The sequence below is a fragment of the Roseiconus nitratireducens genome (assembly GCF_008629675.1).
Classification (GTDB): domain Bacteria; phylum Planctomycetota; class Planctomycetia; order Pirellulales; family Pirellulaceae; genus Stieleria; species Stieleria nitratireducens.
Map to the genome: position 1 here is coordinate 163,070 of NZ_VWOX01000013.1, position 21,739 is coordinate 184,808.

Annotated in this window: 19 protein-coding genes; 13 read left to right on the forward strand and 6 right to left on the reverse strand. The window is 60.5% G+C overall.

What is annotated here, in order from left to right; all coding sequences use genetic code 11:
* The first annotated feature begins 168 nt into the window (after positions 1-168).
* A complete protein-coding gene (locus tag FYK55_RS21095) occupies positions 169-1,428 on the forward strand; it encodes an LL-diaminopimelate aminotransferase (RefSeq protein WP_150078520.1) in 1,260 nt (419 codons plus the stop codon).
* A gap of 319 nt (positions 1,429-1,747) precedes the next feature.
* Here FYK55_RS21095 and lnt read toward each other — a convergent pair whose 3' ends face one another.
* Positions 1,748-3,463: an apolipoprotein N-acyltransferase gene (lnt, locus tag FYK55_RS21100; protein ID WP_161604661.1), complete on the reverse strand. Its 1,716-nt coding sequence runs from the start codon at positions 3,461-3,463 to the stop codon at positions 1,748-1,750.
* 496 nt (positions 3,464-3,959) lie between these two features.
* Here lnt and FYK55_RS21105 point away from each other — a divergent pair, with 496 nt between their 5' ends.
* The gene (locus FYK55_RS21105; RefSeq protein ID WP_150078524.1) at positions 3,960-5,825 is read left to right on the forward strand and encodes a serine/threonine-protein kinase; all 1,866 of its coding nucleotides are present in this window, start codon (positions 3,960-3,962) and stop codon (positions 5,823-5,825) included.
* 96 nt (positions 5,826-5,921) lie between these two features.
* Here FYK55_RS21105 and FYK55_RS21110 read toward each other — a convergent pair whose 3' ends face one another.
* On the reverse strand, positions 5,922-7,370 hold the full coding sequence (locus FYK55_RS21110; protein ID WP_161604662.1) for an SGNH/GDSL hydrolase family protein: 1,449 nt from the start codon (positions 7,368-7,370) through the stop codon (positions 5,922-5,924).
* Positions 7,371-7,417: 47 nt separating this feature from the next.
* Between FYK55_RS21110 and FYK55_RS21115 the strand changes: the two genes are divergently transcribed.
* The 10 genes from FYK55_RS21115 (at position 7,418) to FYK55_RS21160 (ending at position 14,707) form a co-directional block, all read left to right on the forward strand.
* Positions 7,418-7,978 carry a shikimate kinase gene (locus FYK55_RS21115; protein WP_161604663.1) on the forward strand — a complete coding sequence of 187 codons (561 nt, stop codon included), beginning with the start codon at positions 7,418-7,420 and terminating at the stop codon, positions 7,976-7,978.
* Between the two features lie 222 nt (positions 7,979-8,200).
* Positions 8,201-8,947 carry a sugar phosphate isomerase/epimerase family protein gene (locus FYK55_RS21120; protein ID WP_150078530.1) on the forward strand — a complete coding sequence of 249 codons (747 nt, stop codon included), beginning with the start codon at positions 8,201-8,203 and terminating at the stop codon, positions 8,945-8,947.
* A 17-nt stretch (positions 8,948-8,964) separates the two neighbouring features.
* On the forward strand, positions 8,965-9,714 hold the full coding sequence (locus FYK55_RS21125) for an NUDIX hydrolase (protein ID WP_150078532.1): 750 nt from the start codon (positions 8,965-8,967) through the stop codon (positions 9,712-9,714).
* 250 nt (positions 9,715-9,964) lie between these two features.
* Positions 9,965-10,294, forward strand: a complete 330-nt coding sequence (gene trxA / locus FYK55_RS21130) for a thioredoxin (protein ID WP_150078534.1) — start codon at positions 9,965-9,967, stop codon at positions 10,292-10,294.
* Between the two features lie 18 nt (positions 10,295-10,312).
* On the forward strand, positions 10,313-11,107 hold the full coding sequence (locus FYK55_RS21135) for a thymidylate synthase (RefSeq protein WP_150078536.1): 795 nt from the start codon (positions 10,313-10,315) through the stop codon (positions 11,105-11,107).
* 5 nt (positions 11,108-11,112) lie between these two features.
* Positions 11,113-11,634, forward strand: a complete 522-nt coding sequence (locus FYK55_RS21140) for a dihydrofolate reductase (RefSeq protein WP_150078538.1) — start codon at positions 11,113-11,115, stop codon at positions 11,632-11,634.
* Positions 11,635-11,845: 211 nt separating this feature from the next.
* A complete protein-coding gene (rpsM, locus tag FYK55_RS21145) occupies positions 11,846-12,217 on the forward strand; it encodes a 30S ribosomal protein S13 (protein WP_150078629.1) in 372 nt (123 codons plus the stop codon).
* A 206-nt stretch (positions 12,218-12,423) separates the two neighbouring features.
* Entirely contained in the window at positions 12,424-12,807 is a 384-nt protein-coding gene (gene rpsK, locus FYK55_RS21150; protein ID WP_150078540.1) for a 30S ribosomal protein S11, read from the forward strand.
* A gap of 181 nt (positions 12,808-12,988) precedes the next feature.
* Entirely contained in the window at positions 12,989-13,978 is a 990-nt protein-coding gene (locus tag FYK55_RS21155; RefSeq protein WP_150078542.1) for a DNA-directed RNA polymerase subunit alpha, read from the forward strand.
* 66 nt (positions 13,979-14,044) lie between these two features.
* Complete coding sequence (locus FYK55_RS21160; protein ID WP_150078544.1) at positions 14,045-14,707, forward strand: bL17 family ribosomal protein; 663 nt, start codon at positions 14,045-14,047, stop codon at positions 14,705-14,707.
* A gap of 127 nt (positions 14,708-14,834) precedes the next feature.
* Here the strand turns inward: FYK55_RS21160 and pgl are convergent, their stop codons facing one another.
* Entirely contained in the window at positions 14,835-15,533 is a 699-nt protein-coding gene (pgl, locus tag FYK55_RS21165) for a 6-phosphogluconolactonase (RefSeq protein ID WP_150078546.1), read from the reverse strand.
* A 356-nt stretch (positions 15,534-15,889) separates the two neighbouring features.
* Here pgl and FYK55_RS21170 point away from each other — a divergent pair, with 356 nt between their 5' ends.
* Positions 15,890-16,567, forward strand: a complete 678-nt coding sequence (locus FYK55_RS21170) for a class I SAM-dependent methyltransferase (protein WP_150078548.1) — start codon at positions 15,890-15,892, stop codon at positions 16,565-16,567.
* Between the two features lie 99 nt (positions 16,568-16,666).
* On the opposite strand, the gene FYK55_RS21175 is transcribed toward FYK55_RS21170, so the two are convergent.
* The 3 genes from FYK55_RS21175 to FYK55_RS21185 are packed head-to-tail and all read right to left on the reverse strand — an operon-like array spanning position 16,667 to position 21,557.
* Positions 16,667-17,806: a sugar-transfer associated ATP-grasp domain-containing protein gene (locus tag FYK55_RS21175; protein WP_150078550.1), complete on the reverse strand. Its 1,140-nt coding sequence runs from the start codon at positions 17,804-17,806 to the stop codon at positions 16,667-16,669.
* Positions 17,807-17,820: 14 nt separating this feature from the next.
* Positions 17,821-20,037: a hypothetical protein gene (locus FYK55_RS21180; protein WP_150078552.1), complete on the reverse strand. Its 2,217-nt coding sequence runs from the start codon at positions 20,035-20,037 to the stop codon at positions 17,821-17,823.
* A complete protein-coding gene (locus FYK55_RS21185; RefSeq protein WP_201743769.1) occupies positions 20,034-21,557 on the reverse strand; it encodes a pyridoxal phosphate-dependent decarboxylase family protein in 1,524 nt (507 codons plus the stop codon). The genes FYK55_RS21180 and FYK55_RS21185 overlap by 4 nt, the downstream gene beginning before the upstream one ends.
* Positions 21,558-21,739 lie beyond the last annotated feature (182 nt).

Sequence of the window (21,739 nt, forward strand, 5' to 3'; positions counted from 1 at the left end):
GCGAAAACTCCGTTCCGCGTTTATGATTTGCGGCCCATGTTGCGCCCCCAACGCGGTGTTCGCCCCTGGTCGGAGCGGACCCGGTGACCGATTGACCGATCGACTGATTGGCCGGGGGGCAAGACCCGCATGGCGCCTCTTGTTCGTTTCCCTTTCGTTGTACCTGACATGTCTACCGTGACCGAAGCTCAAACCAAAGACCCGTACTTCCAGACGCTGTTCGCCGAGCGGATCGGTGGCGCGAACTACGGAAAAAGCACCGAGATCTACAAGTTTGAAAAGATCAAGCGGGCCAAGCGTCGGGCATTGCAGTCGCATCCCGATCGTCAATTGCTGGATTTCGGCATCGGTGAAAACGATTCGATGGCGGACGAATCGGTACGCCGCGTCATGCAGCAAGAGATCAACCAGCCGGAGAACCGTGGCTACGCCGACAACGGCGTGAAGGAATACAAGGACGCCGCCGCCAGGTTCATGAAGCGACGCTTCGGTGTGTCCCTGGATCCGGATACGCAAATCAATCACTGCATCGGCAGCAAGCCGGCCTACGCGATGCTGCCGGCATGTTTCATCAACCCGGGTGACGTGACGATGATGACGGTCCCCGGGTATCCGGTTGCCGGCACGCACACCCGTTACTACGGCGGTGAAGTGTTTCGCTTGCCGTTGCTGGCAGAGAATGATTTTCTGCCCGATTTGGACAGCGTGCCCGATGACATTTACCGGCGTACAAAGATGCTGGTACTGAACTATCCGAACTCGCCGACCGGACGTTTGGCAACGCCGGAGTTCTTTGCCAAGGCGATCGCGCTGGCGAAGGAGAAAGAGTTCATCATCGTGCACGACGCCGCGCACATCCTGCTGACCTTTGACGGTCCGCCCACCAGCTTCCTGCAAGTGCCCGGAGCGATGGACGTCGGCGTGGAAGTCCATTCGATGAGCAAAGGTTACGACATGATCGGTTGGCGGATGGGATTCGTTGCCGGTCATGAGCGAATCGTCTCGGCGTTCGCTGACGTCAAGGACAACAGCGACAGTGGACAATTCATCGCGACGCAAAAGGCGGCGGCCGCGGCACTCGATGACGACTCGATCCCCGAGCGCATCAATGCCAAGTACAAGCGTCGGATGGAGAAGCTGGTTGGTGTGTTGACCGAATGTGGCTTTGATTGCCAGATGCCGGGCGGAACGTATTTTCTGTACACGCCCGCGCCGACCGGGACCGAATCGGGCGAGAAGTTTGACAAAGCCGAGGACGCGACTCGTTTTTTGATCGAAGAACTGGGTGTGGTGACCGTCCCGTGGGATGACGCCGGCTCGTATCTTCGCTTCAGCGTCACCTACGTCGCGGAAACCGAGGCGGACGAAGACGCGTTGATGGCGGAAACGAAGAAGCGTCTGAGTGAAGCCAGGTTCGTGACCGCCTGAGCCCCTGTGCCAAGGCTCCGGGCTGCAGAATCGTTGGGCGGCTGGCGGAGCCAGCTTGCCGTGCGTTCCCGGGCGGGAGCCCGGGAACGAGAGTTGTGTTGAGCAACGCGCCCCCCTGGTTCCAAGGCTCCCGCCTTGGAACCGGCTGTCTGGCAGGCTCCGCCTGCCGCGTTTGAGAGCCAGCTATGCCGTGCGTTCCCGGGCGGTAGCTCGGGAACGAGAGTCACGGAGCAACCGCCCCCCTGGTTCCAAGGCTCCGGCCTTGGAACCGGCTGTCTGGTAGGCTCCGCCTGCCGCGTCCGAGAACAATCACAACCCGTCAGGTCCTGGCCGACTTCCTCCGCCGGTAAAGCAACGGGCCGACAAACAGCACCGCGCAAAATCTGGCGGGCCAGTCGCCAAGAACCATCACCAGGCTGGTCCGACGGTCCAGACGGGGCGATGCGATCACCGACCCCGCGGCGCCTTGGGGTAACGCCTCGATCACCCTGCCGCAACTGTCGATCCAAGCCGTGGGGCCGTTGTTGGCAGCCGACAAGATGGGGCGGCGGCAAGCAACCGCCACCAACTGCGCGCAACGTTGATGGTGCGTGATGATGCTGGAGTCATCGAACCAGCCGTCGTTGGTGACCGTCACGATCGCATCGGGGATCGAAGTCGTCGCGCCCAGGCGGCGGAGGTGATTGATTGCAACTCGCTCCACGGCCGTTTCGATGCAGATGTTGGGCGACACCTTCAAGTTGCCGATGTCGAATGCTTGCGGGCCGGGGCCGGGGGTCACTCCCAGTCCGTCTGGCACCCAGTTGCGAACCAAAGGCAGATGGGGAATCAACGGGACATACTCGCCGAACATCACCAAGTGCGTCTTCCCGTACCACTGTTGCACCTCGCCCCGCTTGCCGATGTGCACGATCCCGCTGTAAACGCGGGGTGCATCGGAATAGTCGACGACGCCACAGCCGACCACCAAATCGGGCGCCGGAAGTGGCGGGTCGGCGGGACGGGATGGTTGCAACATCGCCTGCACCGCCGCGGCACGTTGTCGAAAGGCGTCACGTCGTTCCTGCACCAGCGCTTCAAACTCTTGTGGTCGCAGCCCCTGCTGCCTTGCGAGTTCCGCGTTTTTGCCGCCGATCATCCACGGCAGCGTGCCGGTAAACATCGATTCGGGCCAGACCACCGCGTCGATCGATACGTCACTGTTGCGGACGGCTTCAATGGATTGCCGTGTGTAGGCGTCAAAAAGCTCAAGCTCCCGGGACGGATCCTGGCCGTATTCGACCCGTTCATTGCGACCAATCAAAGCCAAGGTGGTGGTGGACGGATCCGTCGGCTGCTGCAGCCGGAAGCGACCATAAAGCAGGGTTGCCGATAACAGGATCGCGGCGACGGTCACCGAAAGGACCGGATGAGGCATCGGATGCGGCAGAGGTTCCGCCGATGAACTCCTCCGGCGGGACATCACCGCTTGCCAAGCCGTCAACAAGGCGACGTTGCACGCGACCAACACAAAGGAAACCGCGTAGCTTCCGCCTAGGTCGGCAATCTGAATCATGATCGGGACATCTGCCATCGTGTGCCCCAGCATCACGGCCGAGATTCCCGTCAACAGGTAGTTCCGCAGGCACTCCATGCCAACCCACAGGATCGGTGCGGCAACAATCATCGGAATGCCCTGACGCAATATCCGGCCCAGGGCGACCACGAACAGCACGGGGTAGACTGCCAGGTAGCCGGCCAAAGCCAGCCAGCACAAGTACATCGCCGGGTGCGCGTGACGCAAACCTTGAAGGGTGAGCGCCCAGTAGGCGGCCACCGTGGCGTACAGCACCAGCATCTGTTTCCGGTGAGGCGCCGGTTCGGTCGAGGCGAGCAAGATGGGAATCGCGGCGATGAACGCGATCGGCCACCAACCCAACGGCGGTTGGCTCAGCCAGGGAAGCAGTGCCGCCAAAATCGCGATGCACCACCAGCGTCGTCCCACGATGCGGGACGCTTGTTGCGGAGGTTCGGGTTGGGGGGCTGTGCTGGCCATGGGCCCAATCCTAGCGAATCGGCTCGTTGCAGCGGTATCGGAGTTTTGGAGCGTTGACGGGTGCGGTGCCGGGGGCTGGCGGAGCCAGCTTTCAGTGCGTTCCCGGGCGGGAGCCCGGGAACGAGAGATGTGTTGAGCAACTCGCCCCCTCCTGGTTCCAAGACTCCCGCCTTGGAACCGGCTGTCTTGCAGGCTCCGCCTGTTGGGCTGGCGGAGCCAGCGTGCAGTGCGTTGCCGGGCGGGAGCCCGGGAACGAGAGATGTGTTGAGCAACGCGCCCCCCCCTGGTTCCAAGGCTCCCGCCTTGGAACCGGCTGTCTTGCAGGCTCCGCCTGCCGCGTTTGAGACGCGAGTCGTCGAGACCTGGAGGGGGCTGGCGGAGCCAGCCTGCCGTGCGTTCCCGGGCGGGAGCCCGGGAACGAGTGGGTGCAGAGTTGGACGCCGGCTCGCTAGAATGAACGCTCCCGCAGCCTCCTCTTCCTTTTTGCCGTTGCCACATGAAGCCTCCTGAATTCCTCGGCCCGTACCGGATCGGCGAAACCCTCGGTCGTGGCGGCATGGGGACCGTGTACCAGGCCCGACATGAAAAATCGGGCGAACAGGTGGCCGTCAAGCTGATCGCCACCCAGGTCTCCGACGAAATGCGGTTCCGACGCCGTTTTCACGCGGAGATCGAAACACTCAAACGGCTCAAGCATCCCAACATTGTGCGGCTGATCGGCTACGGCGAAGAGCAGGGGATGCTGTTCTACTCGATGGAATTCGTCGACGGTGAAACCGTTCAGGACATGATCCGGAGAGACAAACGGATCCCTTGGAAGCAGTCGTTGGATATCGCGATCCAGGTCTGTGGGGCGCTGAAGCACGCGCACGACTTTGGCGTGATTCATCGAGATTTGAAACCGGCCAACCTGATCGTCCAAAAGGACGGGACGGTGAAGCTGGTCGACTTTGGAATCTCCAAGATTTTCGGCCATGACCAGACCGCCCTGGGATCGGTGATGGGCACGGCCGACTACATGGCGCCGGAGCAGGCCGGGGACGGGGGAATCACGCCGCGGACGGATTTGTACGCGCTCGGTTGTGTCCTCTACGCGATGCTCGCCGGACGTCCGCCCTTCCGCGGCAAGAGCGTCACGGAAGTCATTTCGGCGCTGAAGTTCAAGGAGGCGGTTCCGCTGGACATGGTGGATCCGGATTTGCCGGAAGACATCGTTCAGATTGTGGACGAGTTGTTGGCCAAATCACCGGACCAGCGGCCGCCAACGGCGCTGGCCGTGATGAACCGGCTCAAAGCGATGCGTGGCGGACTGGACCGAATGCAGACGTTGCAGGAGGGATCCGGTGGCGCGGGCGGGGCCAGTCACGACACGGCATTCGTGTCACCGGCGGAACAGGCAGACGATGAATCCCGCGGCGGCCGGCAGCCCTATGGCGACACCCTGGAGAGCATGCCGCAGCCGGGACACGAAGCCACCGACATCTCCCAGATCAATCCGTCCGCGGGAACGATCAAGACCGAAGGGCGCGGCGGCGATCGGGTCACCGCAGTTGGGACGGCCGCCACCGAGCATCGCAGGCCCCGTGAGACGGGACCGAGAATGGCGGAGCCGATCGGACAGACTCACTTTCAGACGGTCACGGAGGGCGACGTTCGCGAAGGCCATTTTGCCTCGTCGTCCGAGCAGAGTGAAAGCGACACGATGCGTGCCTTGTCGATCGTCGCGATCACGGTCGCGTTGCTTGCGGGCATCATCTTTTTGGCCGTTTCGCTGCGCGGCCCCGATGCCGACGAATTGCTGGCCCGCATCGACCAACGCGACCGGCAGAGCGAGTCCTACGAGTTCGAGAATGACCTGGAATCCTTTTTGAAACTGTTCCCCGATCACCCTCGGGCCGAAGAAATGCGGCGGTTGCAAACCGAACAGCGGGTCGAAAGTGTCATTCGTCGATTGAAATTGAAAGACAAACTTCGGATGGACGAGAGCCCGCTGTATGAGCAGGCGTTCCTGGAGGCGATGTCTTTACGGCAAAGCGACCCACAGCAGTCCGTCGAGAAACTTCGGCATTGGATCAACGTCTTTCATGACCCCTCCATTGCCGCCGACGATGAACGCACCGAATTGACCGAGTTGGCGCAATTCGAAGCGGAGCGTTTGGATCAACTTGCGGCGACCGCACCGGGTGGTGGCCGAGATGCTCGCGTGGCGGAATTGATGCAACGCATCGACGACGCCCAAAGTTTGCCGGAACCGAAACAACGCAAACTGCTCGAAAGCATCATCACGCTGTACGAAGACCAGCCCTGGGCCGAGGACGCACTGCAGCGTGCGCGGGAACAATTGGAGCAACTCGGATCCTGAACCGTCTCCGCGGGACGTGTCGCTACAAACGAAACCCCACCGTGCGAGTCTGTTCCCGCGTTGCGAGTCTGTCCCTGCAAGGCGGTCCAGCGGGAATCAGTCCAGTGACAGCTCGCCCGCCCGGCCGGACGCCCACTGCCGCAGTCCTTCCAATCGCTGTTTTCCGCGTGCGTAGTACGTCTCGTCCAGCGTGGCGAGGTGTCGCTCGGCTTGTTCGCGGTAGCGGGCCATTGCCTTCTCGGTCATCGCGATGCCGAAGTCTCGGGCAAACGCAGTGGCCAATTGTTCTCCGATTTCCTGGTGACCGTTCACCGTCGGATGCACGTGATCGACGAATTGAGACGGATCGGCCAAACCGTCGGGTAACGGGCGGCCGGCCGCATCACTGCGGTCAAACAGATGATCGCAGCGAATCAGCGTCAGGCCCGGCTGGTCGCCGAGTTGCTCGACCTGCTGCAAAATCGGTGTCGTCGCACGCAGGGGACAAACGTCATCGTCACGAGCGGCGATCAGGTGTTCGGCGGCCAGGCTGGAATTGCCACGGTCCCAGTGCAGCTTCCCGGCGATGTAGTGGGCCCCGGCGTGGTGAGGATCAATCGCCAAGCATTCTTTGCAGGCGGCCAGTCGTGCAGCGTCGGTCGATTCGCCGTCACAAGCGCGGCTCCAGGCCTGGTCGAAGCGTTGCCGGTCGATTTCGCCCGGCGGCAAGGATTGGATTTTGATCGGCGGCGTGTTGACGCAGTCGCTGGTCGGAACGCACAGGTACAACGGCACGCCCGCAGCCTGACAGGCTTGAACCATGCGGCGCAGATTGATCGCAAAGTGTTCCACGACGGCCCGCCGCCAAGCTTCGTCTCGGACATAAAGTTCTAAACCCCCGGGCTGGTCCAAGCGAGTGGATACTTCCTGGGGAAGGTCTTCGGTGTCCGGTCGCCCACGCAGCGTCTGGCGGATCGCCGCAACCAGACGCAGCTGATTTCCCATCCGGCTGAACCATGAGGGGGGCTTTGAAAGCGTGGCGTAACTACGCTCCTCCAAGAACTCGTTGTGTCCGGTGTAGATCACAATCGCATCGGGTGCATGCTGCAGCACTTCGCCAAGGATGCGGGCGACGCGGTAACTGGCGTACGACACGCCCCCGCAATTGACGACTTCATAGTGATGATCGAGATCGGCGGTTTGCAAGCGGAGTTCCATCCACTTGGCAAACGCCGTTTCGGTCGCGTAGGGTCGGCCTTGGACCGTCGAGCCTCCCAGGACGAAAACCCGTCGTGTGTCGGCCGGCTTTTGGATGGGGAATGAAGCCGGTTGAAAAAAATTTCGCCTGGAATCGGGGATTTCCCAGCGTTTTCCGTCCGCGGAAGGTTCAAACAATGGCGTCAGACGGCTGCTATCCAGAATCGGATCGTCGGCCAAATCCGAGGAGTCGACGGTCTGTGTCGCACGGAGGTACAGTTCACCGGCGACGAACGGAGAGATGGCCAGCAACACGGCGGCCAGTCGAAACCATCGGGTCCGCTTTGGCGGCGGTGTCGTTCGTCTCACGGCCGAAACACTCCTCAGGAAAACGCAATCGCGAACAACAACCTTCAATGACGTCACATCGAATTTACTTGATCGGGTATCGCGGAACCGGCAAAACGACCGTCGGAAAGATGATCGCGGAGCAAACGGGGGGAACTTTCGTGGATCTGGACGCCGAGATCGAGCGGATCTCCAATCAGACCATCCAGGAGATCTTCCGAGATAGCGGAGAAGCGGTATTCCGTGACCGAGAAACCGAATGTTTGACCACCGTGGCCGCCGATCAGGTGGGGACGGCGGACGCACCCCAGGTGGTCTCGTTGGGCGGTGGGGTGATTTTGCGTCCGCAGAATCGGGTGGTGATCGAGGAAACCGGCTGGTGTGTTTGCCTGACGGCGGCTGCCAAGACATTGGTCGATCGAATTTCACAGGACCGGACCACTTCGGACAAACGTCCCGCGTTGACGGATTTGTCGCCGGAACAAGAGGTGGCTCATCTGCTTTCCGAGCGAGACCCGCTGTATCGGGAGGCCGCGGACGTCTTGATCAGCACCGACGGGAAAACGCCGCAGGCGGTGGCGGAAGAGATCATTCACTGCTGGCAATCCGGGGACGACCCGGCGAATTGATCCGAGCCCTGCGGTGTGGCAATTTTTACGCGAAACCGGTCTTTTGCCCTCTTCGCCCCAGTCGGTACGCTTTCCCAAAACATCTCGATTGCCGTACCGGCCGAAGCCACGCCTTGCGTCGGCTTGCCGTCGTTGCTTCTCGGATCCGGTCTCGATCCGAGATGGACGCATCGGTCGACGCGGATCGCACTTCATTGTCGTTGAATTTGAAAGGACGCCCCTGTGTTCATCGCTGCTTCCACCGAATGTTGGCCGGAACTTGACCTGCGAGAATCGATCGAGCTGCTCTCCGATCTGGAATTTGCCGCGATCGAGATTGCGCTGCATGAAACGGGGAATGTCAAACCGAGCGAGTTGCTGGAGGACATGGACCGGTCGATCCAGCTGCTGCGGCACACGCATCGCTTGGATATTTCCGGATACAGTGTCCAATTGGGAACCACCGGGCCGGAGCACTACGACCAGTTCGCCAAGCTTAGTTGGCTGGCCAAGACCACCAAGGTGGTCACCATCACGGTCCCGTCAGCGGAGCAGGGGACACCGTTCAACGAAGAGGTCGAACACCTGCAGAAGCTGGTGGAAATCGGTGAAACCGAAGGCGTTCGCGTGGCGGTCAAGAGCCAATTGGGGTGTCTGAGCGAGGATCCGGATACGCTGATGGTGTTGTGCAACAATGTGGACGGGTTGGGGATCGCCTTGGATCCGAGCGTTTACATCACCGGTTCGGCGAAAGGGAAAAACCTGGACAACATTTTGAAATTTGTGTGCAACGTCCACCTGCGTGACACGCGCCCGGACGCCTTTCAGGTCAGCGTCGGGCAGGGGGAAGTCGATTACGGCAAATTGATCACGCAGTTGGAACGCGAGAAATACGATCGAGCGTTGACCGTCCACATGGCACCGCTGGAGGGCCTGGATCATCGTGTCGAACTGCGCAAATTGCGTCGATTGCTTGAAACCCTGGTGTAATCGACGCGGGGATTCGCGTGGCCGAGCAACAAGACTCCTTGGGCTTTGAATCGCTCAGCGCGTTCGCCGCGGCGACTCGCCAGGCGCTGCAGACGTTGTCCGACTGTTGGCCAAAGCTGCGTCCCCACTCGCGGTTCGGACCCCGATTGGCGTATGGACGCCATCGTGGACCGGCGCGGATCCACTCACGCGCCGCGGCGGTGGTGGCGATGCTCTATCCCCACGGCGATCGGGGTGAGTTGTGTCTGACGCTGACGCGTCGCCCGACCACGCTCAGCCATCACGGCGGCCAAATCTGTCTCCCCGGCGGCAAGATCGAAGACGGTGAGTCGGCCGACCAGGCGGCGTTGCGAGAGTTCCGCGAGGAGTTGGGCGTCGACCCGGGTGGGGTGGAAACGATCGGACGGTTGTCACCGATCTATGTGTTCGCCAGCGACAATCGTGTCGAAACGATCGTGTTACTCTCCCAGGGGCCGTGGAACCGCTGGGATCCCGATCCGGTGGAAGTGGACGAGGTGATCGAGATTCCGCTGACGGAACTGGTTCAGCCGGAGCGTTGGCGAGTTTGTTGTAAAAAACGGTCTCGAACCGGTAAGCGCGCCAGCGGTGACGGAGTATTCCACTTTGAATTCGGCTATCAGTCGCTGGAAGTTGCCGATCTGGAAGGTCGTCGCCACGAAATCTGGGGGGCGACCGCGATCCTGATCGACGAGTTGGCCCGAGTTTTGCGTTCAGCAGTGAGCGCAGGGCCGAACTGCCAGACTTGATTTCTGGACTGCCTTGGCGGCACACGTTTCTCGGACGGTTTGCCGCCCAAGTCACGCTTTTCGCGGGCGGGTTGCCCGCCGGTTGCCAAATTCAGTTTGCCGAATTCCGTTTGTCGGGGGACCGCGTCGGAATGTCACCGTCGTGACCGCTGGTTGGCCGACCGTCGTCGGACACCTACAATTCGCGAAAGGTCGGCTGGCGAATTCCCCTACCACCACTCCCATTCTCATTCTTTCGAGGACATCAGCGATGGCTTCTGACGCAGTGATCGAATTCACCCAAGACAATTTTGAGTCGGAAGTGCTCAATGCCGACGGCCCCGTGTTGGTCGACTTCTGGGCGCCGTGGTGCGGACCTTGCCGTGCAATCGCGCCGATGATCGACCAATTGGCCGCGGAAAACCAATCCGCGAAGATCGGCAAGCTGAATATCGATGATGCCCCGGACGTGGCTCAACGTTTCGGCATCACCGGGATCCCCACCTTGTTGCTGTTCAAAAACGGCGAGGTCGAGCACAGCTTCCGCGGTGGGAACACCACCAAGTCCGCATTGCAGGACGCGATCAACGCTTCCGTTTGATCCGGACACCGGCTTCCCATGTTGCAATACCTTCGACTGTTGGAAGAGATCCTTGAATCGGGTTCCGACCGCGGTGATCGCACCGGGGTGGGCACCCGTGGGCTCTTCGGTCGGCAGATGCGATTTGATCTGTCCGAGGGGTTTCCCCTGGTGACGACCAAAAAGCTTCACATCCGCTCGATCATCTATGAATTGCTCTGGTTCTTGCGCGGTGACACCAACATCGGTTGGCTCAATGACAAGGGCGTCAAAATTTGGGACGAATGGGCCGACGAGGATGGCGAACTGGGTCCGGTCTACGGGCACCAATGGCGGTCCTGGCCGACGCCGGACGGGCATACCATCGATCAGATCGCGTGGGTGGAAAACGAGATTCGGGTCAACCCGCAGTCGCGTCGGTTGATCGTTTCGGCCTGGAACGTTGCCGACGTGGCGTCGATGGCTCTGCCCCCCTGCCACACGATGTTCCAGTTCTATGTCGCCGACGGTCGGTTGTCCTGCCAGCTGTATCAACGCAGCGCCGATGTGTTTCTGGGGGTGCCGTTCAATATCGCCAGCTACGCCCTGTTGACCATGATGATGGCCCGGGTCACCGATCTGGAGCCGGGGCATTTCGTGCACACCTTTGGGGATGTGCACTTGTACCAGAACCACTTCGAACAGGCCCGCGAACAGCTTTCTCGCGAGCCCAAGCCGCTTCCGCAGATGGTGATCCATTCGTCACCGGAGTCGGTTGACGGATTCCGGTTCGAAGACTTCAAGGTTGTCGATTACGACCCACATCCGCACATCAAAGCGCCGGTGGCGGTTTAGGGCGGATGGAGACGACGACGCACCCGTTGATCGCCGTGGTGGCCGCGACCCCGTCGGGGGTGATCGGCCGCGACGGCGACATGCCTTGGAGGCTGCGGCAGGACCTGCAGCGGTTCAAGCGGATGACGATGGGGGGCGTGTTGCTGATGGGACGGAAGACGTTCGAATCCATTGGCCGCCCGTTGCCGGGGCGTCGCACCGTTGTGATCACCCGGGACGCGGCCTGGAGTGCCCCCGGCGTGCAGACCGCCGCGAGCCCGGAGGCGGCGATCGGCCAGATCGGTGGCGAGCGGGGATTCGTTGTCGGCGGGGCGCAGATCTACGCGGCGTTGCTGCCGCGATGTGACGAAATCTGGCTGACCCGGGTCTGGTCGGGGGTGAACGGAGAGACCCGGGTGGAGCTGGATTTGAGCGAATTCCGCGTGATGGAGCGGGAACGCGTCCCGGCGGGGCTTCGCGACGACGTCCCCACGGAGTTCCGAAGGTACGTCCGCAAGGCGGGAAAAAGCTTCCCGCAAAAATCCTGAAAAAGAGCGGACAGTGGCCATTGAGCAAAAAGGGGACCGTTCGCTATAGTCCGGGATTCTTGGCCAGCACTTTTTGGGCATTTTAGGGCGACCCTTCCGCAGATCCTCCCTGGCGGCACGGTCGCGTTCCCAGAACGCCGGCGAAAAGCATTGTGTGTAGTTGCATTCCCTTGAAGAAGATTATTGCAGGAGTCTCGCCATGCCCCGTTTGTTGGGCGTCGACATCCCAAACGACAAGCAAATCCAGTATTCGTTGACGTATTTGTACGGCGTCGGACTGTACACGGCACGTGAAACGTGTGAAAAGCTGGGTGTCGATCCGACTCGCGCGGCCAGCGACCTGGGTGAAGACGAACTCGGTCAGATCGCGGCACTTCTCGAACGTGATTACACGGTCGAAGGTCCGCTACGTCGCCAGGTCACGCAGAACATCAGCCGTCTGCGTGAAATCAAATCCTACCGCGGAATGCGTCACCGTGTCGGCCTGCCGGTGCGTGGGCAACGGACCAAGACCAATTCACGGACCCGCAAGGGCCCCAAGAAGACCGTCGCCGGAAAGAAAGGCGTGAAGGATCTCCGCTAAGTCGCGGAGACGGTCAGCTGTTCGGGAAACGGATGTTCCCGCGCGATCGGACGCCCGTCGGTGCAACGCATCGGCGGCGCGGAGACCGATCCACCAGTCAAGATGTTTTAACGCCGGGCCGGCGCGCCGATTTGAAGATCGGAAGCGTTTTCCCGCGGGCGGCACAACAACCGATACCGATTCATTTAGTCTTTTAGGGCTTTGGTGTGGCTAAGAGTAATAAAAAGAAACGCGTGCGGCGCAACGTGACCAACGGGATCGCGCACATTCATGCAACGTTCAATAACACGACGGTCACGATCACCGACGTCAAAGGCGACACGTTGTGCTGGGCGAGCGCCGGGACCAGTGGTTTCAAGGGCAGCCGTAAGAGCACCCCGTTCGCCGGCCAGTGTGCCGCCCAGCAAGCAGCCGAAAAGGCCAGCAAGTTTGGGATGCGTGACGTCGAAGTTCGTGTCAAAGGCCCGGGCTCTGGACGCGAAAGCGCCATCACTGCTCTGCAGGCGGCTGGGCTGAAGGTCAAGCAGATCGAGGACGTGACGCCGATCCCGCACAACGGTTGTCGCCCACGCAAGAAACGCCGCGTCTAACGCCCCGCGGATGCGACCGGACGCCAGGCAGCGATGTCCCCGATGACTCGCAGCCGCGTCGAACAGCGTCGCCCAGCAAGACGGTCACCTGCCGGAGTGATCGTCTATCCCATTTTCCGGTGGTTTCCAGCGAAGGTATTGCTCCTTCGTCACAGCTCTCCCGATCGACAGGTTCACAACGATGCATATCCGTTGGCGTGGCATGGAACTTCCCAGCACCCTGGAAGTTGACCGCGAATCACTCTCCCCGACCTACGGCAAGTTCTTCGCCGAACCGTTTGAACGCGGTTTCGGTACCAGCGTCGGCAACAGCCTGCGACGTGTCCTGCTGAGCAGCCTGATGGGCAGCGCGGTGACGCAGATCAAAATCCGCGGCGCCCAGCACGAATTCACGAACATCCCGGGCGTCCTGGAAGACGTCACCGACATCGTTTTGAACGTCAAGAGCCTGGTCGTTCGCAACCACAGCGAAGCGACCCGCGTGATCACGCTGGAGTCCGACAAGGCGGGCGAATTGCGTGCCGCTGACATTCAGACCGACTCCGACGTCGAAATCATCAACAAGGACCTGGTCCTGGCAACGTTGACCGAAGACGTTCCGTTCATGATGGAAATGGTCGTCGAGAACGGTCGCGGCTATGTGCCCTCCAGCGAACACAGCAGCGTCGATCACGAGATCGGCATCATCCCGATCGATGCCGTGTACAGCCCGATCACCCGCGTGCGGTACGAAGTGGAAGAGACCCGCGTCGGACAAAAGACCAACTACGACAAGTTGGTTCTGGAAATCTGGACCGACGGAAGCGTCAATCCGGAATTGGCGCTGGTCGAATCCGCCAAGATCCTCCGCAAGCACCTCAACCCGTTCGTGCAGTACCGCGAACTGGGGCCGAGCATCTTCTCGGCAGCTCGCGGTGGTGCCGGATCGCCCGAGGCCCAGCTGGAAGCAAAGTTGAACATGTCGCTGGCCGATCTCCGCCTGTCGGTGCGGGCCAACAACTGTCTGGAAAGCGAAAACATCCAAACCGTTCGCGATTTGGTTCAACGCAACGAAGATCAACTGTTGGAAGTTCGCAACTTCGGTGATACCACGCTGAACGAAGTTCGCGAAAAACTGGCCCAGTACGGCCTGCACCTCGGGATGCGTGTCCCCGCGCAACCGATGTTTTAGTCACCGGTTGGACCCGCCCGGTCCGACCCGTCCCAATCAAGTCACCTCACCTTACCCGATAACGTCATGCGACACCGACGACGCGGCCGCACACTGGGACGAAGTCCCAGCCACCGAAAGGCCATGCTGAAAAACCTTGCCAGCGCCCTGTTCCTGACCGAACGCGACGCGGAATTGGACGACAACGCGCCCAAAGTGCAAGGCCGAATCACCACCACCTTGCACAAGGCCAAGGAAGTTCGTCCGCTGGTCGAGAAGTGCATCACGATCGCGAAAAAGTCGCTGCCGCACGCTGAGGAAGCTGCCAAGTACGCCTGCGATGCCGATCGTGGAAGCGACAAGTACAAGCAGTGGCGCGAAAGCGACGACTGGCAAAAGTGGGTCGCCGCTCGGGCGCCCGTCGTTGCCGCCCAACGTCGCGTCGTGCAATTGATCGGTGACAAGGAAGCGACCGCGATCCTGTTCGGCACGATTGCCGAACGCTATGTCGATCGACCCGGTGGTTACACCCGCGTCCTGCGACTGGCAATGCCACGATTGGGCGACGCCGGAACCCGGGCCATTTTGGAATTGGTCGGAAAGAACGATCGCGTCACCCGCAAAGCCGAACGCCCGTCGTTTGACGAGCAACCCGAATCGGAAGATCGGGAGCCGGTGGCAGCCGGCGCCGCCGCGGAATCAAAACCAGAAGCGGCCGAATCGGACGATTCCGAAACCAAGGAATCCTGACCGGTTTCGCAACGGATCCGGCCGTCGCACTGCGACCTTCAATCAAGGACCTTCAAGGAGCGGCCAGGATCCGGGATCGAGCGTCGATCTCATCGACGGTGTGACGCTTGGTGGGCGAGCGTCCTCTCTACTGACACGCATCAGCCGATACGAACCATCGTGTCGGCTTGATTTTTTGGGACGGGTAGCGGTCCGCATCGGCCGGCCCCTGCAGGACCTGTTGCAACGCGTCCCGCTTAGCCTGGCCCGTGATCAGGAACCAGATGTTGCGTCCGCTCTCGATGGCGGGGTAGGTCAGCGTGTAGCGAAACGCATCGAACTTCGGCACCCAATTCTGAACGAACCACCGGTCCCGGACGGATAACGCGTCGGTGCCCGGAAAAAGGGAGGCCGTGTGGGCGTCGTCGCCCATTCCCAGCAGCACCAAATCCCACTCCGGGGATCCGGTCTGGAAGTGTTCGCGAAGCGTCTGCTCGTACTGCCGGGCGGCGTCATCGGGATCATCGACGTTGACCGGGACGGGATGCTGATTGGCTTGGGGGATCGGGACCTGATCCAAAAGCGCCGTCTTGACCATCCGAAAATTGCTGTCGGGATGATCCGGCGGTACGTTGCGTTCGTCGCCCCAAAACCAGTGGATCGCGTCCCAGGGCAGGTTACGTTGGGACAGCAATTCGTAAACACGTTTGGGAGTCGAGCCACCGGAAAGCGAGACGTTGAACGTGCCTCGCTGAGCCACGGTTTCGTTCACCAGGTCACAGAATGCATCGGTCACCGCCTGTTGCAGGGTGGGCACATCGGGAAAGGGTTCAAAGGGAGCATTCATCAATCGGAAGCATCCTGGATTCAAGGGGCCACGGCACGGCTATGGAGCGGCGCTGCGTGTTTCTGGCGATCGGAAACGCGTCCACGCCGGTTTGAACGCCGGGGGACCAGTCGATACGCTACCGTTGATCCGCTCGTGGTCAACCAGGATCCCCGTCGCCGGCGTTGTTGAAATCGGCTTTATCGGATCGTCCCACGCCGCAAGAACAGGTCCGGCTTGAAGTCCACTGATTGGCAAGGCTCGAGGGAGCCCCGTCGTCAAACGGTGGCGGAGCTGAAGATCCCACGCAAACGGATACGGCGCTGTCCGTCTGTCCGATCACATCGCTCATCCAGTCCCCCAGCTGCAATTAAACAATGACCGAAGGCAACGTTTCGCTACCGCGAACCCTTGAAACCGAAGTGATGGATTCCGAACAGGAAGTTCAGGAGTACATGGAAATGGACCATTTGGAGGTCAACACGGCCTTTGTCGATGATCTGGTCCGGGGCGGTAAGGTTGGGCCGCGCGTCTTGGATTTGGGGTGCGGCACGGCGCAAATCCCGATCCTGCTTTGCCAGCGACTCAGCGACGTCGAGGTGATGGGCGTGGACATGTCGATCGAGATGCTGGAGGCCGCCAAGATCGAGATCGAACTGGGTGGGGCGACCGGACGCATCCAACTGGAACATGCCGACTGCAAACAATTGACGGAATTCCAGTCGGGGTCCGCCGACTCGGTGATCTCCAACACCTTGTTGCACCATTTGGCGGAGCCCGTCGACGCGCTCCGGCAGGCGGTCCGATTGATGAACGATCAGGGCCGGTTGTTCATCCGAGATCTGGTGCGTCCGGAAACGGCGGAGGACGTCGAACGCCTGGTGAATCTGCACGCCGGACAGGAAAGCGAGTACGCCCAGCAACTGCTGCGTCAATCGCTGCATGCCGCACTGACACTGCAGGAAATGCGTCAGGCGGCGCAGTCGGTGGGCATTCCGGCCGACGCCGTCGCGATGACCAGCGATCGGCACTGTACGATTGATTGGATGCGTTAGCCGCCGGTGGGGGCTTGGATTTTCCCTCGTCAGGCACAGCCTGACCTACCGCGAAAACACTAGGCGGAATTGGCCCACAAATGCAGAGCCGTTGAAGCACTAGGAACGGGCTTTCAGCTTGCAGCCGCACTCTTGCAGGAAGTCATAGAACTCGTCGGTCAAGAAGCCCTTGCCCTCGGCCAGTTGAGGCAGCAGGAAGGCCGATCCTGGATTGAGTTCCACGACCACGGGGCCGTCGTCAGTCAGGGCGATGTCCCACGACTGGAATTTCAGCGGCAAGAAGTGTTCGGCTCCACGGCGGCACAGGTCCATGGCGGCGTCCCAATCGGGCAGTTGGCGTCCGACCAGTTGACGCGACGCTTCCGCATCGCTGGGGATTTCCTGTGGCGTCCCGTCTTGGTAGCCGACCACACGCGTCACTTTTCCGGTGGCCACCTCCACCGCGCCCAACTGGTTGCCGTCTCGCCAGAAATTGTCGGCAATGTTTTCGTTGGCGGGAATTTTCCAAACCGTGCTTAGGATCTTCGCTTCGCCATCGCGGATGATCAGGATGACGCGGATCGTCGAAACACGTCGGCTGATGTCCTCCAGATCTCGGTGAGGCGTCAGCATCGTCTGCAGCAGTTGCCCGCTTTTTGAATCGATCTGCCCCATGAAATCTTCAACGCTCATGGCGGTATCGTCATGCAAACGCAGCGCACCGTCGTCATAGCCTTGGATCAGGAAATTCCCAAAGCTTCCGATCCCGTCGATGGGTTTGCTGTAGATCGGAAAGCGGGCTTCGGATTCAAAGAACCGCCGCAGTTGTTCGACATCGGCGATCTTTTTGACGCCCCCGAAAGCGCGCTTCCCGACGCACACCACGGCTTGAGTTTCCGGCACGGGAAAGCCGTTGGATTCGAAGACCTTGTAACTCCAGAACTTGTCATCGGCCAAGATCCACCAGCGTCGATCGCAACACTTCTCGATGATTTGGAAGTAGAAGCTTTCGCTAACGAATTCGCGTTTCTGATTGAACGTGAAACGGTCGTCGTCGTACAGCTGGTACATGAAGTAGTCCTTCAGGTTCAGCTGTCCCGGACAACGTGATAGGCGGAGAAACTCCCACATCTGGCTCGCGATGTTCTTACCGCTTTTCATCGCGTTCTGCATGCAGACGGCGTGGTCGACGGTTTTCTTCGATCGGGTCAGATCTTCGACAAATTTCGGGGCCTGTAAGACCGAACTTGGCAGGGTCATGGAGGGTTCCTGATTCAGGCTTTGAAGACGGGATTTGAACGGGTGGGCTGGGAAGGCGCCGCGGTGTCGGTCGTTGTTGTCGAAGTGGCCGAATCGGCTGCTTCGAGTTGTTCCCAGCGGCGGAGGATCCAATCGAGCTTGGCGAACAACTTTGGAATCTGATCGCACTCACGTTGCAGACGGGCCGCGACGTTGTGGCCGCGCGACAGGTCGTGATAGATACGCGAGACAATTCGGGCGCCCGTGCTGACGCGCAGCACGCTGAACGTATCTCGTTGATCGGCACACAATTCGACCGGTTGTCCGATGTGAAAAATCGAACCGGCGATTTCCCTTTCGTCCGCATCGCCAAGCTTTTCGGCGATTTGGGAGAGGTCTTGATTCAGCCAACGGTGAACACTTTTCATCTCAGCATGGGAGAGAAAAGTGCTGGATCCCGCGGAGGTGCCACGCAGTCGGAACGAAAAGATGGTCGGCACCTGATCCCAGGACGTCGGACCCGGCGATGTTCGTTGCGGCCGAGCGGGCAGAGAAGCCGGAACGGATGACACCGGAACCACGGCGGGCGAATCGGCGATGCAGGAGCGAATTGTCTTCGCCAGCGTCGACAAGATTTCAACCCGCATCGATGCCGGCACTTCGGCGAAACGCCGCATCTGTCGTGTGGCCGCCGACCAGCGCAGCAACAGCCCGATGTTGTAATCCACGTTCAGTGTCTGATCGGTGACGCCCCAATCGCGTGGCCAGTCGACACGCGTCGCATAGTCGCCCAGGCCGGGCGGACATTGCGTCAACTTCGCGAACTTCTGCCGCAAAGGTTCCGGGACCAGCAGGGCGCCAGAGAACGGTGGACCGCCAAAACTTTTGGAACCCGTGACCTGCAACAGGCAACCCAGTTGCAAGTACTCCGCCAGCGAGCGTTTGGGGCTCCGCATCTGGCAAGCGTCGACGATGATGGCCAACTTATCGCCATGGCGGTTTCGCAGCTGCCGAACCAGTGAGATGTCGGGACCACTCCAACCGGTTTTGGCCGCATCCAGAACGTGCAGCAGGCAACTTCCCGATGCGACAGCGCGGTCGACCGCCTGTACGATCCGGGCTTCAAATTCGCCACGTGGCAGCAGGGTGCCGCGTCGGTCCCGGCAGGGGATTGTGCAAACTTCAATCGCCGCGTGTTGCGGTGGCAAAATCGATTCGCCTTTGCGGACCTTGGTGCCAAGCGGCGTTCGGTTGTCGTAGTGGCATCCCGCCGCGGCAAGCGTGACGCCGCTGCCCGTCTCCGCCGGTGCGATCACCAGATTGGTGACCGGACCGGGCAGTGCCTCGGCAACCAGACAGCTGGCAAACAACTCCGCATCCGTTCCGGAACTGCATAGCAACACCGAGGTGTTCCGTGGATCCGAGCCGACGCAGAACGTCAGGATTTCTCGTTTGATTCGCCCGGCCAGCTTGGCGGCTGCTTGGGGAAGACGTGTTTCGAAGGCGGAATGGACGAAGGATTGTCGGTGCCTTTCGCAAACCTCCAGATCCTGCGCGGTGATCGCGGTTGCGGTGGAAGATCCGAAGGACACCAAATCGACGTTCGGCGTTCGCCGGCATCCATAGCGTGAGAACTCGCTGTCCGGGCTGATGCTCAATCGCGTGTCACCACCGGTCGTGATCAGGTATTCCGTCGGTCCGGCAATCGCGCCAAAGGACGTGGCGCGGGCACTCAAAGCGTTCCAATCACTGGACGACATTCGATCGATCAACGAACCGTCCATCCCCTGCAAAGGCAGCAAAGATTTTAGATGTTGTTTCACTTCCGGTGCTGCAGTCCCGAGCGGGTCGATTGCGGCGGGCGCATCCTGTTTGAAATAGGCCGGCAGTGTGGCCGCACGCAGTTGTTGATGCGAAAAGTGAAAGTTGGCGTATTTCTTGGCCGTCGTCAGCGCGAACCAGGCCGCCGTGACTGCATCGCAAGGCGAGGACGAGGAAATGAACGGCAACAGAATCGACAGTTCAATCGCCTGACGAAGCACGACGGCCGCTGACACCGGATTCGCCAGCGCGTCACTGCTCATCAAGATGCTTCCCTGGTCGTCAACCAGGAAAGGCAGATCCAAGCTGGGGACGTAGCCAACCGATCGCTGGGGCAGCAACGGGCGGAGCTCCGTCCGGTTGCAAACGTCGTTCAGGCGTCGCTGCAGTTCAATCGGATCGGTGCCGAATTCTTCAGGATTCGCATTCACATTGGCGCTCCCGAATCGGACGCTAAGACCCGTTCGGCGACGGACGGACCCAGCCGAAGTGCGGCATTCAGGAATTCCAGCAGATCTTCCTTCCGCGTGCGATGGTTGGTCAGATTGACTCGAACCGCGACGCGTTCGTTGATCCGCGTCGATGAAGGAACCGCGACGCCACTGGATTGGATCGCCGCGACCAACTCGATGTTCAGTCGATCCAACTGGGACGTTGGAAAGCCCGGCGGCTTGTATCGAAAGCAGACGATGTTCAGTTGAACCGGAGCAAGCAGCTCCAGCGATGGACTTGATTCAATCTGCTGTGCCAAATAGCGTGCCTGGCGGCAATTGTCGCCGATCTTCCGGCCCAACCGCCGCAAGCCGTGTTCTTTGATCGTGAACCAGACCTTCAGCGCGCGGAAACCTCGGGAAAGCTCCGGCCCGAACTCGCAGTACCAGGGGGCACCGGCGGAGGCGGCGAGTCCTTCTGCCAGGTAGTTCGCCTGGGTGTTGAACGCTTGACGATGTTTTTCACCATCGCGGACCAGCAGACACCCGGCGTCGTAAGGCACGTGCATCCATTTGTGAAAGTCGAAAGCCAGCGAGTCGGCACGCTCGATTCCCCGCAGCTTTGGTTGTTCGATTTCACTCAACATCGCCAGGGCGCCAAAAGCGCCGTCCACGTGGAACCAAAGTTGTTCCTGTTCGCAGAGGTTTGCCAGCGCGGCAAGGTCGTCAATGGCTGCGCTGTTGACGGTGCCGGCGGATCCGATGACGCAGAACGGTAACAGCCCTCGAGCGCGGTCGGTCTTGATGGTCTGCCGAAGCGAATCGAGATCGATCTGCAGATTCTGGTTGGTAGCGATCCGCCTGAGGTTGCGTCGCCCCAGGCCCAGTGTTTCCATCGCTTTGGCCACAGAGCAATGTGCTTCGGCCGACGTGTAGGCAATCATCGGTTGCGGGAGCGCCGCGACGCCTTCCTCGCGGATGTCGATGGGGGCGTGATGTTGGCGAGCGACTGCCAAGGCGACCAGGTTCGCCATCGAGGTTCCGCTAAGCAACAATCCGGATGCGGAATCCGGAAAGGAGAAGATTTGACGGCACCAATCGATGACTGTCCGTTCGACGTAAACCGGCGCGTGTTCACGACCGCCAAGGTTGGCATTGATTGCTGCGGCGTACATCTCGGCAAGCATGCCGCCCGGCGTCCCGGATCCGTGGACCCACCCAAAGAACCGGGGGTGGGTGTTGCCCAGCGTCCAGGGAAGAATGTTTTTGCGGATCGACTCGCACGCCTGACGAGGACCCTGAGGTTCCATCGGCAGCGGTTCAGCCAGAGATCGTTTGACGTCTTCGGGCACCGCCCGCCAAGCCACGCGGTCGGTCGCGCCCGACAGGTGACTGATCAACGCAGATAATTCGCTTTCACACAGCGATTGAAAGTCCTGCCAATCCGTGGGATCCAGGGACGTTTCTGGAGCAAGGATGGCTGAATCCCCGATCGTGCTCTCCATCGTTTTCACGATCATCACCACCTCGTCCCACCGTGCGTGCCATGACTGTGCCAGTCATTTCATTCCAAAAGAAACTTTGGAAAGATGGACCACGTTTAGCGACGGGGCGAACTGCGGAGAGTCTGATTGCAGGGAATTCTACGTCTGCCGTACGGATGATGACGTTGGCATCGATCAAATCACGGCGTGCGTGACTC

What these genes read in the sequence shown, in the direction of transcription:
- FYK55_RS21095 (WP_150078520.1), top strand. Translation starts at nt 169, where the DNA reads ATGTCTACCGTGACCGAAGCTCAAACCAAAGACCCGTACTTCCAGACG.
- lnt (WP_161604661.1), bottom strand. Translation starts at nt 3,463, where the DNA reads ATGGCCAGCACAGCCCCCCAACCCGAACCTCCGCAACAAGCGTCCCGC.
- FYK55_RS21105 (WP_150078524.1), top strand. Translation starts at nt 3,960, where the DNA reads ATGAAGCCTCCTGAATTCCTCGGCCCGTACCGGATCGGCGAAACCCTC.
- FYK55_RS21115 (WP_161604663.1), top strand. Translation starts at nt 7,418, where the DNA reads ATGACGTCACATCGAATTTACTTGATCGGGTATCGCGGAACCGGCAAA.
- trxA (WP_150078534.1), top strand. Translation starts at nt 9,965, where the DNA reads ATGGCTTCTGACGCAGTGATCGAATTCACCCAAGACAATTTTGAGTCG.
- FYK55_RS21135 (WP_150078536.1), top strand. Translation starts at nt 10,313, where the DNA reads ATGTTGCAATACCTTCGACTGTTGGAAGAGATCCTTGAATCGGGTTCC.
- FYK55_RS21140 (WP_150078538.1), top strand. Translation starts at nt 11,113, where the DNA reads ATGGAGACGACGACGCACCCGTTGATCGCCGTGGTGGCCGCGACCCCG.
- FYK55_RS21155 (WP_150078542.1), top strand. Translation starts at nt 12,989, where the DNA reads ATGCATATCCGTTGGCGTGGCATGGAACTTCCCAGCACCCTGGAAGTT.
- FYK55_RS21160 (WP_150078544.1), top strand. Translation starts at nt 14,045, where the DNA reads ATGCGACACCGACGACGCGGCCGCACACTGGGACGAAGTCCCAGCCAC.
- pgl (WP_150078546.1), bottom strand. Translation starts at nt 15,533, where the DNA reads ATGAATGCTCCCTTTGAACCCTTTCCCGATGTGCCCACCCTGCAACAG.
- FYK55_RS21170 (WP_150078548.1), top strand. Translation starts at nt 15,890, where the DNA reads ATGACCGAAGGCAACGTTTCGCTACCGCGAACCCTTGAAACCGAAGTG.
- FYK55_RS21175 (WP_150078550.1), bottom strand. Translation starts at nt 17,806, where the DNA reads ATGACCCTGCCAAGTTCGGTCTTACAGGCCCCGAAATTTGTCGAAGAT.
- FYK55_RS21185 (WP_201743769.1), bottom strand. Translation starts at nt 21,557, where the DNA reads ATGATCGTGAAAACGATGGAGAGCACGATCGGGGATTCAGCCATCCTT.